The organism is Dokdonella aquatica, assembly GCF_051987395.1.
Lineage (GTDB): Bacteria > Pseudomonadota > Gammaproteobacteria > Xanthomonadales > Rhodanobacteraceae > Dokdonella.
On record NZ_CP197094.1, the window covers coordinates 1,492,039 to 1,507,640 of the forward strand.

Annotated in this window: 12 protein-coding genes; 8 read left to right on the top strand and 4 right to left on the bottom strand. The window is 69.4% G+C overall.

Annotated elements, in window-relative coordinates:
• Positions 1-36 precede the first annotated feature (36 nt).
• Positions 37-813, top strand: a complete 777-nt coding sequence (locus ACQQ2N_RS06765; RefSeq protein WP_440224936.1) for a glycosyltransferase family 2 protein — start codon at positions 37-39, stop codon at positions 811-813.
• A 40-nt stretch (positions 814-853) separates the two neighbouring features.
• The gene (locus tag ACQQ2N_RS06770) at positions 854-2,449 is read left to right on the top strand and encodes an NAD(P)/FAD-dependent oxidoreductase (RefSeq protein WP_440224937.1); all 1,596 of its coding nucleotides are present in this window, start codon (positions 854-856) and stop codon (positions 2,447-2,449) included.
• 640 nt (positions 2,450-3,089) lie between these two features.
• Here ACQQ2N_RS06770 and fabG read toward each other — a convergent pair.
• Positions 3,090-3,824 carry a 3-oxoacyl-ACP reductase FabG gene (fabG, locus tag ACQQ2N_RS06775; RefSeq protein WP_440224938.1) on the bottom strand — a complete coding sequence of 245 codons (735 nt, stop codon included), beginning with the start codon at positions 3,822-3,824 and terminating at the stop codon, positions 3,090-3,092.
• Between the two features lie 309 nt (positions 3,825-4,133).
• Positions 4,134-4,631, bottom strand: a complete 498-nt coding sequence (locus ACQQ2N_RS06780; protein WP_440224939.1) for a GNAT family N-acetyltransferase — start codon at positions 4,629-4,631, stop codon at positions 4,134-4,136.
• 401 nt (positions 4,632-5,032) lie between these two features.
• Between ACQQ2N_RS06780 and ACQQ2N_RS06785 the strand changes: the two genes are divergently transcribed.
• Positions 5,033-6,517 (top strand): RimK family protein, encoded by a 1,485-nt coding sequence (locus tag ACQQ2N_RS06785; RefSeq protein WP_440224940.1) that lies wholly within the window; start codon positions 5,033-5,035, stop codon positions 6,515-6,517.
• A 3-nt stretch (positions 6,518-6,520) separates the two neighbouring features.
• Here the strand turns inward: ACQQ2N_RS06785 and ACQQ2N_RS06790 are convergent, their stop codons facing one another.
• Positions 6,521-6,811, bottom strand: coding sequence for a hypothetical protein (locus ACQQ2N_RS06790; RefSeq protein ID WP_440224941.1), 291 nt, complete (start codon positions 6,809-6,811; stop codon positions 6,521-6,523).
• A gap of 122 nt (positions 6,812-6,933) precedes the next feature.
• Between ACQQ2N_RS06790 and ACQQ2N_RS06795 the strand changes: the two genes are divergently transcribed.
• From ACQQ2N_RS06795 to ACQQ2N_RS06805, 3 genes are read left to right on the top strand one after another with little or no spacing between them, the layout of a single operon-like run.
• Entirely contained in the window at positions 6,934-8,784 is a 1,851-nt protein-coding gene (locus ACQQ2N_RS06795; RefSeq protein ID WP_440224942.1) for a monovalent cation:proton antiporter-2 (CPA2) family protein, read from the top strand.
• A complete protein-coding gene (locus ACQQ2N_RS06800) occupies positions 8,781-10,112 on the top strand; it encodes an FAD-binding oxidoreductase (RefSeq protein WP_440224943.1) in 1,332 nt (443 codons plus the stop codon). The genes ACQQ2N_RS06795 and ACQQ2N_RS06800 overlap by 4 nt, the downstream gene beginning before the upstream one ends.
• Positions 10,109-10,837, top strand: coding sequence for an SDR family NAD(P)-dependent oxidoreductase (locus ACQQ2N_RS06805; RefSeq protein WP_440224944.1), 729 nt, complete (start codon positions 10,109-10,111; stop codon positions 10,835-10,837). Before ACQQ2N_RS06800 ends, ACQQ2N_RS06805 begins: the two co-directional genes overlap by 4 nt.
• 1,057 nt (positions 10,838-11,894) lie before the next feature.
• Here ACQQ2N_RS06805 and ACQQ2N_RS06810 read toward each other — a convergent pair.
• Positions 11,895-12,758 (bottom strand): pirin family protein, encoded by an 864-nt coding sequence (locus tag ACQQ2N_RS06810; RefSeq protein WP_440224945.1) that lies wholly within the window; start codon positions 12,756-12,758, stop codon positions 11,895-11,897.
• A 185-nt stretch (positions 12,759-12,943) separates the two neighbouring features.
• On the opposite strand from ACQQ2N_RS06810, the gene ACQQ2N_RS06815 reads away from it, so the two are divergent.
• Together ACQQ2N_RS06815 and ACQQ2N_RS06820 are read left to right on the top strand one after the other, a co-directional pair.
• A complete protein-coding gene (locus ACQQ2N_RS06815; RefSeq protein WP_440224946.1) occupies positions 12,944-14,449 on the top strand; it encodes a putative peptide modification system cyclase in 1,506 nt (501 codons plus the stop codon).
• 126 nt (positions 14,450-14,575) lie between these two features.
• Positions 14,576-15,598, top strand: coding sequence for a hypothetical protein (locus ACQQ2N_RS06820; RefSeq protein WP_440224947.1), 1,023 nt, complete (start codon positions 14,576-14,578; stop codon positions 15,596-15,598).
• The last annotated feature ends 4 nt before the right edge of the window (positions 15,599-15,602 follow it).

The following is a 15,602-nucleotide window of genomic DNA, read 5'->3' on the forward strand; positions in this document are numbered from 1 at the left end:
TGCGCCCCCGCGGCGCACGGCCAGGGAATGACCGCCATGTCCAACGCTTCCGATTCGCCCCGCGTCGCCATCGTGATCCCCGCGCTCAACGAGGAGCGCGCGATCCGTGCCGTCGTCGAAGCCGCGCTCGCCGTGCTGCCCGATGTCATCGTCATCGACGACGGCTCGACCGACCGCACCGTCGAGCTCATCGCCGACCTGCCCGTCACGCTGATCCGTCACGCGACCCCGCAGGGCAAGGGCGAGAGCCTGCGTGACGGTTTCCGCGAGGCGCTGCGCCGCGGCTTCGATGCCGTCGTCACGATGGACGGCGACGGGCAGCACGATGCCGCCGACATCCCGCGCATGCTCGCCGCCGCGCGCCAGTTCCCGAAACATCTCGTCATCGGCGCGCGCATGCGCACGCGTGACAACCAGCCGACTGCGCGCCGCCGTGCCAACGCGGTCGCCGACTGGGGCATCTCGTGGGGCTGCGGCGTGCCGGTCGCCGATACGCAGAGCGGCCAGCGCTACTACCCGCGCGTCGCGCTCGAGCGCGTCGATCTGCTGCAGCAGGGCTTCGTGTTCGAAGCCGCGATCCTGATCGCCGCGACGCGCGAATGCGGGCTCGGTGTGGTCTCGGTGCCGATCGACGCGCGCTACCACGGTGGCCTGCGCCGCAGTCATTTCCGACCCGTCATGGATATCACGCGGATCACGTGGTACACGATCTGGCGCGTCGTCCACTACGGCCGCATCATCGAGAGCTATCGCCGTTCGCATGGCTCGCCGCCGTGTGTCGTCGATCCGCCCCTGCTCGGCGTGCACGCCTGAGCGCGCGGCGGCATCGATCATCTCCCCTGAAGGACACCGCATGACGCCCGCTACCTCCCACGATGTCGTGATCCTCGGTGGCGGCCTCGCCGGCCTGTGTCTCGCGCTCCAGCTTCGCCAGCGCTTCGAGGGCATCGATGTCGTCGTGGTCGAGCGCAAGCGGCATCCGCTGCCACCGGCAGCGCACAAGGTCGGCGAGTCGACCGTCGAGATCGGCGCGCACTATTTCGCCGAGACGCTCGGCCTGCGCGACCATCTCGACGCCGAGCACATCCGCAAGTTCGGTTTCCGCTTCTTCTTCAGCGAAGGCCGCGAGGATCTCGAGAACCTCACCGAACTCGGCGTAAGCCAGGTCATGCCGACGCCGACCTGGCAGATCGACCGCGGCATCTTCGAGAACCACCTCGGCGACGTCGCGCGCGAACGCGGCATCAGCTTCCTCGACGGCGCGGTCGTGCGCGGCGTCGACATGGGCAGCGGCGAGGATGAACACCTCGTGCGCGCGACCGTCGACGGTGACGAGCGGCATTTCCGCGCGCGCTGGGTCGTCGACGCCTCGGGTCGCGCCGGCCTGCTCAAGCGCAAGTTCGACCTCGCCGAACCCGACAACGGCCATCACGCCAACGCGGTGTGGTTCCGCATCGACGACCGTCTCGCGATCGACGACTGGATCGGCGACGCCGCCTGGGGCGGACGCTGCACGCCGCCCGAGCGCTGGCGCTCGACCAACCATCTCTGTGGCCCCGGCTATTGGGTGTGGCTGATCCCGCTCGGCTCGGGCGCGCACTCGGTCGGCATCGTCTGCGACGCGACCATGCATCCGCTCGAGAAGATGAACACGTTCGAGCGCGCACTCGAATGGCTGCGCGAGTTCCAGCCACTCGTCGCGCGCCACTGCGAGTCGCGCCGCGACAAGCTCATGGACTTCCTGTTCTTCCGTGATTTCTCGTACGGCTGCAAGCAGGTGTTCTCGGGCGACCGCTGGGCGATCACGGGCGAAGCCGGCGTGTTCCTCGATCCGTTCTATTCGCCGGGCAGCGACTTCATCGCGATCGCCAACACCTACGTCTGCGAACTCGTCGCGCTCGACCGCGCACGCAAGCCGCTGGCGGCGTACGCGCGCCTGTACGAGCAGTTCTACTTCTCGTTCTACGAGAACACGCTGAGCCTCTACCGCGACCAGTACGCGATCTTCGGCGACGCCGAGGTCATGGCCACCAAGGTGATCTGGGACTACACCTACTACTGGGGCATCCTCTGCCAGCTCACCTACCAGGAGCGCCTCGCCGACGTCGCCCTGCTCGGCGAACTGCGCGAGGACCTGCTCGCCGCGAGCCAGCTCAACCTCGACATGCAGGCGTTCTTCCGCCGCTGGTACGAACAGGGCTCGCGCCGCAGCGACGCGGTCATGTGGGACCAGGGCCGCATCGACTGGTTCCTGCGCATGAACGCCACGCTCGCCGACCCGCTCGACGACGCCGGCGTGCGCCAGCGCCTGCGCGACAACGTCGCCCGCATGCGCGAACTCGCCGCGACGATCGTGTCGCGCGCCGCTGCTGCTTGCCCCGGTCTCGAGATCGAAGGCCTTCCGAACGAACCCGAGGCACCGCTGCCGTTGTTCGAGAAGGCGGCGTAGGGAGGGCGCTTCGCTGCGCGATCTCGCCGACCGGCGACGTCTGGTCGGGCCGGAATGACGGCAGGTGAGGGCGCTTGGCGGAACCGCCGAAGGCGATTCCGAAAAGCGCGAGCATTCCCGATGGAGAGATCGATCCGTGACCTGATCAGGACCGACGCCCCCGGTTGTCGCAGCGGCCGCTCAAAGCTATTTCACCGTCATCCCGGCGCAGGCCGGAGGTGCTTCACAACAGCGCAACGCGCTGGTCATCCAGCGCCTTTGACTCGCCATCGAGATATCCACGCAAGCACGATGCGACGTGCGATGGAAAATCGCTTCGGAAGCGAGTTCTGACGGTCGGTTGTCGCAATGGATTTCCAGGCCTTTGCACCGTCATCCCGGCGCAGGCCGGAGACGCTTCACAACAGCGCAACGCGCTGGTCATCCAGTGCCTTCGACGTTCCCATCGACATGCCGTCGCCGTCAAAGGTGTGGGCACACCACAAGGCCCTGGATTCCGGCCTGCGCCGGAATGACGATAGGTGAGGGCGGTTCGATCCTGGCGACTCGCTTTCGACCTGACGCTCGTCCGAGCGCTGGCGATTCACGCGCTTTCGGAACTCGAATGCCGTGTCGATCGCCGTCCGCCTTTCCCGCCCCCTCACCCCATCCCGCCATTCACCCCGATGACCTGGCCGTTGACGTAGCTCGCCGCGTCCGAGCACAGGAAGCCGACCAGCGCGGCGACTTCCTCGGGGCGGCCGGCACGTCCGGCGGGAACGATCGCCTTGACGTGGGCGGGATCGAACGTCGAGCCGAGCATCGCGCCTTCGACGAGGCCCGGCGCGACGACGTTGACGGTGATGCCTCGCGAGGCCATCTCGCGCGCGAGCGAGCGCGAGGCGCCGTGCAGCGCGGCTTTCGCGGCCGCGTAGTTGGTCTGGCCGCGGTTGCCGAGCACGCCGGCCACCGACGACACGCTGACGACGCGGCCGAAGCGCGTGCGCGCCATCGGCAGCAGCAGCGGCTGGGTGACGTGAAAGAAGCCGTGCAGCGACACGTCGATGACGCGCCGCCACTGCGCGCTCGTCATGCCGGCCATCGGCGCGTCGTCGTGGATGCCGGCGTTGTTGACGAGCACCTGGATCGCGCCGCCTTCGAGCAGGCCTTCGAGTGCCGCGCGCGAGGCCTCGCCGTCGGTGACGTCGAACGCGATCGCCTCGGCGGAGCCGCCGTCGGCACGGATCGCCGCAGCGACCTCCTCGGCGCGCGCGACGTTTGCGTGGGCGTGCACGATCACGTGGCAACCCGTCGAGGCGAGCTCGCGCGCGATCGCGCCGCCGATGTCGCCGCTGCCGCCGGTCACGAGCGCGCGTCGCCTGCCGGTGTCGTTCATGCGTGAGTCCTTCGTTCCAAACCGCGCATGATGCCGCAAGGCGTCGCCATGGTCCCGTGCCCGCCCTTGATGCGATGCGCGGCGCCGATCCCGATGGACAGGGAATGGCGGGCGTCGCCTGTGCCCCATGCACGAGCGGCGCTTGGGTACGGATCGCCCGACGCAGCAGTCGACCTCGCTCACGAAGACGACGTCGCCAGCTCGGGGCGCTTCTCGAAGTGCCGTGCATCCTCGCCATTCTCGCGATGGCCGCCGCGTCGCCCGAACGGTGCAGAGGGGCAGGCTGCCCTGCGTGGTCGTCGACCTCGCTTACGACGAAGGCATCGCCTCGTCGAGCCGCTTCTCGAAGCGCAGCGCGTGCGCGCCATCCTCGTAGTAGCCGTCGCGTCGCCCGATCGGCGCGTAGCCGCGGCGTGCGTACAGCTGCTGCGCGGCGACGTTGTCCTCGCGCACCTCGAGGCGCATGCGCGCAGCGCCTCGCACCCGCGCGGCGTCCTCGGCCGCCTCGAGCAGGCGTTCGCCGAGTCCGAGTCCACGCGTCTCGGGCGCGCGCGCGATCGAGTAGAGCCTGGCGATGTCGAGGCCGACGCGGAAGAACACGACCGCCGCGCCGAGCAGCGCGTCGGCGCGTACCGCGACGATCACGGCGGCACCGGCGTTGCCGACGTGCCGGCGCCACTGCCGCGCGCTGAGGCGGTCGGCCGTGAACACGCGGTTCTCGAGCGCAACGAGTGCAGGCACATCGTCCGCCTCGGCGCGACGCAGCACGACGGGCACATCGACGGACTCGGGGGTGTGCGGCGGCACGTGTGCAGACGTCATACGGGGAGCGTACATGGGGTCAGGTTCATTTTCCGCGCCGCTTCCGCGTGTGATGGCCTGCCGCACCGGCACCGGCACCGGCACCGGCACCGGCACCGGCACCGCGACTCGCACGGGCTCCGCAAACCATCATGTGCCGGTCGGGCCCACCGCCCTCGTCCCTGCATGCACGTCCGCTCGCACCCAACCGGGAAATGAACCTGACCCCAGGCGTGCCTCGATGTACGCCGCGCCGCGTTTCATTCAACCGGCCTTCAGGTGCCGGCCGCGATAAGTCGCGCGCCGCGCGGGCCGAAAGCACGCGCGTTCCCGACGTGACATGCCCGGCGCCCGCACCCGCACGCCATGCCCCGCGGATCCACCCGTACCGGAACGGTCAGCGCTGCATGAGCCGCCTCGTCATCGTCGTCGAAAAAGCCTCCGACTGGGGCTCGTATTACCCGTCCGACAACGTCGTCTCCGCCCAGGATTACCTCAAGCAGCCGCTCAGCGACGACGACGAGCGCACCCAGGTCATCAACCTCTGCCGCAGTTACAAGTACCTCGGCACGGGCTACTACGTGTCGCTGCTCGCCGAGGCGCGCGGCCACAAGGTGATCCCGTCGGTGCGCACGATCAACGACCTGCGCCGGCGCTCGCTGTACGGCCTGGACATCGACGATCTCAACAGCCAGCTCGGCAAGTTCCTGCCGGCGGGCGGCCGCGACACCACCGATTTCGGCATCCTCGTCTACTTCGGCCACACCTCGCATCCCGCGCTCGAGGACCTCGCGCGCCAGGTGTTCGAGGCGTTCCCGTGCCCGATCCTGCGCATCGAGTTCGAGCGCGAGCGCGTCTGGCAGATCGGCGCGATCAAGCCGACCGGCCTGCACACGCTGTCCGACGAGCAGGAGGACGCGTTCGCCAAGACGCTCGACGCGTTCTCCAAGAAGCTCTGGCGCAAGCCGCGCGCGCGCCGCAAGTTCCGCTTCGACCTGGCCATGCTCGTCAATCCCGACGAGGCGATGCCGCCGTCCAACCGCAAGGCGCTCAAGCATTTCGTCGAGGCCGGCAGCGAGCTCGGCATCGAGGTCGATACGGTCGGCCGCAACGACTACCAGCGCCTCGCCGAGTACGACGGCCTGTTCATCCGCGAGACTACCGCGCTCGACCACCACACCTACCGCTTCGCCCACAAGGCGGAGAAGGAGGACATGGTGGTCATCGACGATCCGGGCTCGATCCTCAAGTGCACGAACAAGATCTACCTGCACGACCTCATGCTGTCGCGCAAGCTGCCGATCCCGCGCACCGAGATCCTCTACCGAGAGGACACGCGCAAGCTCGAGGAGGTCGTCGAGAAGCTCGGCTTCCCGCTCGTGCTCAAGATCCCGGACGGCTCGTTCTCGCGCGGCATCGTCAAGGTCGAGGACGCGAGCCGGCTCAAGGAGGCGGCCGACCAGCTGTTCCAGCACACCGCACTCGTGCTCGCTCAGGAATTCATGTTCACCGAGTTCGACTGGCGCATCGGCGTGCTCAACCGCGAGCCGCTGTATGCGTGCAAGTACTTCATGTCGCGCGGCCACTGGCAGATCTACAACCACGGCGCGAAGGGCACGGCCAAGTCGGGCGGGTTCGAGACGCTGCCCGTGCGCGAGGCGCCGGCCGACGTGGTCAAGCTCGCACTGCGCGCGACCGCACCGATCGGCGACGGCCTCTACGGCGTGGATATCAAGAAATCGGGCGAGCGCCTCGCCCTGATCGAGGTCAACGACAACCCGTCGATCGACGCGGGCGTCGAGGATGCCTACCTCGGCGAGGACCTCTACCGCCGCATCATGGACGAGTTCCTGCGCCGCATGGAGCGCAAACGCCTCGGCTCGCGTGGCTGAGCGTCAGCGTCGCGCGAGCGCTGCGCGCAGCACCGCCAGCCAGCGCCGTCGCGTGAGCCAGGCGATGTCGACGAGCGGTGCGCCGAGCAGCCAGAACGGCAGCGTCGCACCGCCGAAGCCGCCGCCACGCGTGGCCGGCACGAAGGCCAGCAGCAGCGCGCCGACGACCGCCCACGCGACCAGCCAGGCCGGCACGCGCACGGCCGGTACGGTCGCCTTCGCGGCGGCACGGCGCGTGCGGCGCGGCGAGCGGGTGGCGGGAACGTCGGCGAGCGTGAACGGGGCCAGCAGCATGGGGCGTCTCCTCGGATGTCCGCGCGCAGCCTCGCGCGCCGCCGTCTCAGCGCCTGAGAAGCGCGCCCATGCCAACAGGTCCTTGACGAACCGCGTGCCATAATCGCGCGCCGGAAACGGCGATGCGGCGCGCTTCGGCGCCGCCCGCCGACGCCGCGCAGGAGTTCTCGTTGCAGTCCGATGCCTTCCTCCAGTACGCCGTGGTGCTGCTGCTGGCCGCCGTCATCGCGGTGCCCCTCGCGCGACGCTCGCGCCTCGGCGCGGTGCTCGGCTACCTCGCCGCCGGCGCCCTGATCGGACCCAGCGGCCTGAACCTCGTCGGCAACGCCGAGGAGATCGCCCACGTCGCCGAGCTCGGCATCGTGCTCATGCTGTTCGTGATCGGCCTGGAACTGTCGCCGCAGCGGCTGTGGGTCATGCGGCGCCAGGTGTTCGGCATCGGCAGCCTGCAGCTCGTGATCAGCGCGCTCGCGATCGGCGGCGTCTGCGAACTGTTCGGCATGGGCTGGAAGGCCGCGCTCGTGGTCGGCCTCGGCCTCGGCCTGTCGTCGACCGCGATCGGCCTGCAGATCCTCGCCGAGCGCAAGGAGCTGCAGTCGCCACACGGCCGCCTCGGTTTCGCGATCCTGCTGCTGCAGGACGTCGCCGCGATCCCGATCCTCGCGCTGATCCCGGCCCTCGCGATCCACAAGGCCACGGGTGACGCGGGCTCCGACACGCTGGTCGTCGCGCGCGTCATCGTCACGATCGCGATCGTCGTCGTCGGGGGCCGCTACCTGCTGCGCCCGCTGTTCCGCATCGCCGCGCGTTCGAAGATCCCCGAGGTGTTCACCGCGAGCGCGCTGCTCGTCGTGCTCGGCACCGCGATGATCATGGAAGGCGCAGGCCTCTCGATGTCGCTCGGTGCGTTCCTCGCCGGCGTGCTGCTCGCCGATTCCGAGTACCGCCACGAGATCGAAGCACGCATCGATCCGTTCAAGGGCCTGCTGCTCGGCCTGTTCTTCATCGGCGTCGGCATGACCGCCGACGCGCGCCTGATCCTGTCCGATCCGCTGCGCGTGCTCGCGATGCTCGCGGTGCTGCTCGCGATCAAGGGCGCGGTGCTGTACGGCCTCGCACGCTTCGTCGCGAAGCAGTCGCGCGGCAACGCGCTCGCGCTCGCCGCGGTGCTCGCGCAAGGCGGCGAGTTCGCGTTCGTCGTGTTCACGCTCGCGCTCGAGCATCGTCTCATCGACGCCGCATTGCGCGACCTGCTCGTCGTCGTCATCACGCTCTCGATGGCGTTCACGCCGCTGCTCGTCGCGCTCGGTGCACGCCTCGCGCCGAAGGTCGCGGCCGGCGGAGGCGACGTGCCGGCCTACGACACGCTCGACGGCGAGACGCCGCGCGTGATCATCGCGGGCTTCGGCCGCGTCGGCCAGATCGTCGCGCGCGTGCTGCGTGCGAGCCGCGTGCCGTTCACCGCGATCGAGAACTCGATCGAGCAGGTCGAGGTCTCGCGCCGCTTCGGCAGCCGCATCTTCTTCGGCGACCCGGCCCGGCCCGAGTTGCTGCGTTCCGCCAACATCGACCACGCGGAGATCCTCGTCATCGCCACCGACGACCCCGACACCAACATCCGCATCGCGCGCCACGTGCGTCGCCTGTACCCGCACGTGAAGGTGTTCGCGCGCGCGCGCAACCGCCAGCACGTGTTCCGCCTCATGGACCTCGACGTCGCCGTCGTGCGCGAGACGTTCCACTCGAGCCTCGTGCTGTCGCGCGACGTGCTCGAGGCGCTCGGCCTCGAACACGACCTCGCCGCGCAGCGCGTCGAGACCTTCCGTGCCTACGACGAGAAGCTGCTCGCCTCGCAGCATCTCGTCTACGACGACGAAGCCGCGATCGTGAAGGCCACGCGCGAGGCGCTCGCGGAACTCGACAGCCTGTTCGAGGCCGACGAGGCCGAGCAGCAGCGCGAGGCCGGCGCATGAGCGTGTTGCCACGCGGCTACGCGCTCGCCGACCTCGATCTGTCGACGTTCGATCGCTCCACGCGGTCCACCGTGCGCGTGCAGCGCCCGGACCGCTACCGCCTGCTCGAAAGCCTGCCCGCCGACGTGCCGCGCATCGCGCGTGGATCGGGCGTGTCCTACGTCGCCGCGAGCTTCGGCGACGGTGCGATCTCGCAGGAGCTCGGCGCGTTCGACCGCCTGCTCGGCTTCGATGCCGAACATGGCCTCGTCACCGTCGAGGCCGGTGCACGCATCGGCGACGTCGCGCGCTTCGTGCTGCGCCACGGCTGGTCGCTGCCGGTCGTGCCGGGTCATCCGCGCGCGAGCATCGGCGGCTGCATCGCCGCCGACGTGCACGGCAAGAATCCCGCGCGCGACGGCACGTTCCGCGATTACGTCGAAGCCCTCGGCGTATTCGATCCGCTGCACGGCTGGCTGCAGGCCAGTCCGCACGAAAACGCCGAGCGCTTCGCGGCCTGCCATGCCGGTTTCGGCATCGCCGGCACGATCGTGCATGCGACGCTGCGCCTCGCGCCGGCACCGGCCGCGTACACGATCCGCCGCCTGCCGGTCGCGAACCTGCGCGAGGCGCGCGATGTGCTCGTCGCGCACGCTGGCGCGCCACTGCTGTACGGCTGGCACGACGGCCGCGCGCGCCACCTCGGCCGCGGCGTGATCCGCTTCGGCCTCGAATCGCACGAGGCCGCGCCGCGCGCGAAGACGAGCGCCGACCTGCCCGTGCAGGTCGCGCCGTGGCGCGCCTGCGCATGGACGCCGGCCGGCATCGCCGCGATGAACGCGTGGATCCACCATCGCTGGTGCCGCGCGGGAAGTTCGCAGGTCGACGTCGCCTCGGCGCTGTTTCCGCTCAACGATGCGCGCGTCTACTACGCGGGCTTCGGCCCTGAAGGCTTCGTCGAGGCGCAGTGGCTCGTGCCGCACGCGACCTACGACGCTTTCGTGGACGGCCTCGAGGCGCTCGTCGCGAAACATCGTCCCGCGATCACGCTCGTCGCAAGCAAGCTGTTCGACGGCGAACCCGAAGGCCTCGCGTTCGACGGCCGCGGCATCGCGTTCGCGATCCAGCTCCCGCGCCCGCGCGCGACGACGCAACGCGCGTTCCTCGACGCGCTGACCGCACTCGCGCTCGAACAGCGCGCGCGTCCGAACCTGATCAAGGACGCCTCGCTCGATGCGGCGACCGTGCGCCAGGCGATCAGCGGTTTCGAAGGCGCACGCGCACGCCTGCGCGCGTTCGACCCGCAAGGCCTGCACCGTTCCGACCTGACCCGGAGGCTCGACCTGTGACCGCCATCGTCATCGGCGCCTCGAGCGGCCTCGGCCGCGCCCTCGCCGAGGAACTCGCGCGCAACGGGCATGCGTTGCTGCTCGTCGCCTCCGACGTGCGCGACCTCGTCGCGCTCGCCGCCGACCTGCGCCTGCGCCACGGCGTCGCCGTCGAACCGCTCGCACTCGACCTGTCGCGCGAACCCGATCCCGGCGCGCGCGTGCTCGAGGCGCTAGGCGAAAACGAAGCGAGCGCCTTGCTCATGCCGGTCGGCGTCTCGCGCGAGGACGACGCGTTCGGCCTCGGCGCCGGCGCGATCGGCCAGCTGCTCGCGATCAACCTGCACGCACCGCTCGCGATCGCACACGCGCTGCTGCCGCGCCTGCTCGTCGCACGCGGCGCGATCGTCGGCTTCGGCAGCATCGCGGCCGTGCGCGGCCGTGGCCGCAACGTCGTCTATGCCGCGGCCAAACGCGGCCTCGAGACGTTCTTCGAAAGCCTGCGCCACCGCCATGCGCCATCCGAACTGCGCGTGCAGTTCTGGAAACCCGGCTTCCTGCGCAGCAACCTCACGTTCGCGATGAAGTTGCCGATGGCGCCGGCAGAGCCTTCCGACCTCGCCGCGGACGTCGTGCGACGCCTGCCGAAGGGCTCGTTCGACCGCTACGCACCGGTCAAGTGGGCGCTCGTCGCCCGCGTGCTGCGCGCGCTGCCGTGGAGCCTGTTCCGGCGCGTGAAGGCCTGAGGCGCTGGCTCCGGTCGGCGGAGCTCGAGCGGTCCCGTTGTCGAACGACACCGGGATGACGGATCCGGCAATCAGGCAACATCGGTCCCCGCGACATGTCGCCCCGGCGCAGGCCGGGGCCCAGCGCCTTCTGACGGGATCGCGAGCCACAAGGATTGTCCTGCGATGTCGCACGTGCGAGCTCTACGGCTCGCGTTTAATCCTCAGATTCGGCGCCATCGATCCCCACGACACGTCGCCCCGGCACACGCCGGAGGCCCGGCGCCTTCTGACTGCATGACGAGCGACAAAGCTTGTCCTGTGATATCGCACGTACGCGCTCCGTGCCTCGCGCTTCGCCTTCACGCTGCACTGAAAGACACTGGACTCCGGCCTGCGCCGGGGCGACGACGTCGTTGCAATGCCATCGCCATCGATGACGACGTACCTCTTCACGGTGAACCGCTGCGGCGGTCCCGCGCTACGTTGAGCGCCGCGGCCGATTCGCGAGGTCATCACATTACGAACGCTTGAGGGGATCCCGGCTTTCGCCGGGATGACGTCGGGTAAGGGTGGCTTGACGATGCAGCGTCTCGGCACCCGAAGGTCTTACGGTGCAGGGCATGACGAAGCGATGCATCACTCGTTGCCAATGCGGATCATCATGATGAGACGTCATCCCGGCGAAAGCCGGGATCCCCTCAAGCATCACAACGTGAGGTACATCCGAATCACGGAATAACGTCATGGAGATGCGCGAAGCTCACTCCTCCCACTCGATGCGGCATGGAGCGACCAGCACCAGATGCGGTTGTGAAGCCTTAGCCCGTCGGCGCCTCTGCGCTCGAGAACTGCGGCAACGATGCATCCACGGATTCGACGCCATCGATCCCCACGACACGTCGCCCCGGCGTAGGCCGGGGCCCAGCGCCTTTTGACGGCACGAGCGACAAAGCTTGTCCTGTGATGTCGCACGCATGAGCTCTACGGCTCGCGCTCCGCCTTCACGCTGCATTGAAAGGCGCTGGGCCCCGGCCTGCGCCGGGGCGACGGGGCTGTTGCGAGGCTGGTGAACGACTCAGAACCGCCCCGCCTGGAAATCCTCGATCGCCTGCACGATCTCGGCCTGCGTGTTCATGACGAAGGGGCCGTACTTGGCGACCGGTTCGCGCAGTGGCTTACCTGCGACCAGAATGAGCCGCGTCGGTGCATCGCCCGCGGCGACGAGCACGCCGTCGCCGTACTCGAGCACGGCGAGCTGGCCGCGCGCGACCGCCTGCGGCGCGTCGGCCGGTCCGATCGCGGCGTCGCCGTCGTAGACGTAGGCGAACGCGGCGTGTCCTGCCGGCAGCGGCAAGTGCAGGCGCTTGCCCGCCTCGAGGCGCACGTCGAGGTAGAGCGGCTGCGTGACGACGCCTTCGACGGGTCCCGTGGCTTCGCCGAACGTGCCCGCGATCACGCGCACCTCGGCGCCGTCGGTCGCGGCCACGACCGGGATGCGCGCGGGCGCGATGTCCTGGTAGCGCGGCGCGGTCATCTTGTGCGCGGCGGGCAGGTTCACCCACAGCTGGAAGCCCCACATGAGGCCGTCTTCCTGCTCGGGCATCTCCGAATGCACGATGCCGCGCCCGGCGGTCATCCACTGCACGCTGCCCGGCTCGAGCAGGCCCTGGTTGCCTTGGTTGTCGCCGTGGCGCATGCGCCCGGCGAGCATGTAGGTGACCGTCTCGAAGCCGCGGTGCGGATGGTTCGGGAAGCCTGCGAGGTAGTCGCCGGCCTGATCCGAACGGAACTCGTCGAGCATGAGGAACGGGTCGAGCATGCCGAACGTGCGCGTGCCGATGACGCGGTTGAGCTTGACGCCGGCCCCGTCGCTGGCGGGTTCGCCGCGCACGAGGCGCGTCACGCGACGCGAGGAGGTGGTGGTTTCGGTGCTGGCCATGGCGGGCTCCGGATCGTGGAATGCCGCCCAAGATGGCGTGCCGGGCCGATGCGGACAAGCCGGCGCGCGTGAACGTGCTGGGCGTGTCGCGTGAACAATGCGGCGTGTAAAGCGGCTTGGCGACCTTCGTGCACGCGGGCAGAATCGATGGCTCGCCAAGGCCACACCTCGAAGGACCGCGAGTCGTGAACGCCGTGGCTGCACGTGACGACCATCGTTCCGCCACCCGCACGCTGCTGTGCACGCTGGTCGTGACCGATCTCGTCGACGGACTCGCGCTGATCGAACGCATCGGTGATCGGCCCGCCGCCGAACTCATCCGTCGCCATGACCGCATGGTGCGCTCGGTGGGAGACCGCCACGGCGGCCGCGAGATCGACAAGACCGACGGCTTCCTGATGATGTTCGACCGTCCGATCCAGGCGGTCGCGTTCGCGCTGGACTACCAGCGCAGCCTGCGCCGGCTCAATGCGTCGGAGACCGCGACACTGGCCTCGCGCGTGGGCATCCATGTGGGCGACATCCTGGTCTGGGACAACGCGCCGGAGGACGTCGCCAGGGGCGCCAAGCCCGTCGAGGTGGAAGGCCTCGTCAAACCGATCGCCTCGCGCCTCATGAACCTCGCGTTGCCGGGCCAGATCCTGATGTCGAACATCGCCTATGCGCTCGCACACCGCTCGCAGGGCGAGCTCGGCCTGCAGCTCGAGCGCGTGCGCTGGCGCCGCCATGGGCGCTACCGTTTCCGCGGCATTCCCGATCCGATCGCGGTGGTCGAGGTCGGCGAGGAAGGGCTCGCGCCGTTGAAGACCCCTTCGTGGTCGGGCACGGCCCATCGCGAGATCCCGCTCTGGCGCCGGCCGGGCGTGATGGCCGCGGCAGCCCTCGCGCTCGCGGCCATCATCGCGGTACCGGTGTCCATGATCGTCAGGCCTTCGCCGTCGATCGCCTTCACGGGGCGTGACTGGGTGGTCATCGGCAGCCTCGACAACCTGACCGGGCAGACCGTGTTCGACGAATCGCTGCAGGGTGCCCTGCGGCTCGCGCTGGAGCAGTCGCGCCACGTCAACGTGCTGCCCGACCTCCGGGTGCGTGACACGATCAAGCACATGCGGCGCGATCCCGAAGCGACGCGCCTGGATCGTGTCGTCGGGTCCGAGGTGGCGATCCGCGCGGGCGCCAAGGCGCTCGTGCTGCCGACGCTCGTGGAGGTCGGCGGACGGATGCGCGTCACGGCCGAACTGATCGACCCACGCACGCGGACCACGGTGTACTCGGAGTCGGCCGATGGCGTTGGCGCGGAATCGGTGTTGTCGTCGCTGGATCTCGTGAACCAGCGCCTGCGGATTCGCCTCGGCGAAGCGCTCGCGACGGTCGGCGAGGCGTCGGAGCCTCTCGAAAGGGTCGCCACGGAGAACCTCGACGCTCTTCGGGCGTACTCCCTCGCGATGCGTGAGAATGCCAGCGGCAGCACGATCCGGGCCCGCGAGCTCTACCAGGAGGCCCTGGAGCGGGATCCGGATTTCGCCGCCGCGCGCCTGAAGCTCGCCATGCTGCATTTCACCGCAGGCCGAACAGCCGAGGCCCGTCGCGAGCTCGACCTCGCGCTCGACGACACGCAGCGCCTTTCACCACGCGAACGTATCATCGCCGAGGCGACGCGAGCGAACTTCGGATCCCAGGAAGATGCCTAGAGGGCATGGCGCGCCGCAGCCGCGCAGTATCCGGACCTCTTCTCCGCGCAAGGCTCGCTCGCCTTCTACACCTGGCATTACGCCAACGACTTCGATGCCGCGATCGATGCCGTCAGGGCCAATGTCGTGCCGCAGAATCCGAACAGTGGCCTTGGCCACTACCTGCTCGGCACGCTGCTCGTGGGCACCGAGCGCTACGCGGAAGGACTCGCGGAGTTCGATGCCGCGACGGCGCTCGGCGCGTCGTTCGGCAACCTGTTCGTGGCGGCGGCGCACAGTGCCCGTCGGGACCACGCGAAAGCCGATGCGGTGCTCGCGAGCGGCCGGGCTCCCGAGCGCTCGGTCGATACCTATACGGAGCGTGTGTTCGCGCTCGCCCGCGCGCTCGATCGTGGACACTGGAGCGAGGCGGCGTCACTGCAAGCCGCCGGTGAGGAGCACGAACTCGACGCGGCGCATGCCCACGCCTGGGAGGTCAGCCGGCTCGTGGCGGCGGGTCTGGTCGTCGACGATCGCGACCACGTGACCGCCCGGCTCGCGCTCGCGGCGTCGCGTGATCGCGAGCCCGGAACGGGCGTGGATCGAACCGCCTGGGCGACCCGCATGCTCGTGCGGGCCTGGCTCGCGGCACGCCTCGGCGACGACGTGCTCGCAGGCGATGCGATCGACCTCGCGAGACCCGTGGTCGACGAGGGCGGCGTGCCGGTGCTCGCCAAGCTCATGCACCTCGTGCAGGTCGAGCGCCTGGACCATGGCGATGCGGCGGCCGTCGTGAACCTGAGGGCGATGCTCGACGGTACCGAGCTCTACGCGAGCCACGTGCTGCTCATGGAGCGCCTCGCGGCGACCCGCGACTTCGCAGGGGCACAGGAGCAGGCCCACTGGCTCGCCACGCATCGCGGCCGTGCCTACATGGAAGTCACCGACAACGTCATGTTAAAGGCTTGGAACGTCGCCCAGTCCAACCTCGCCGTGCTGCGTGAAGCCGAATTCGCCGCGCGTCTCGGCGAGCTCGCCGAAGCAAGGTCGAGCCTGCGACGTTTCCTCGCGATCTGGCCTATGGACGGCATGCCGTCGAAGCTGCACGAGGACGTGGAGCGTGTCCGCGCCCTGATCGAGGCCCTCGCGGCCGCCGACATGCGGGAGTGAAGGT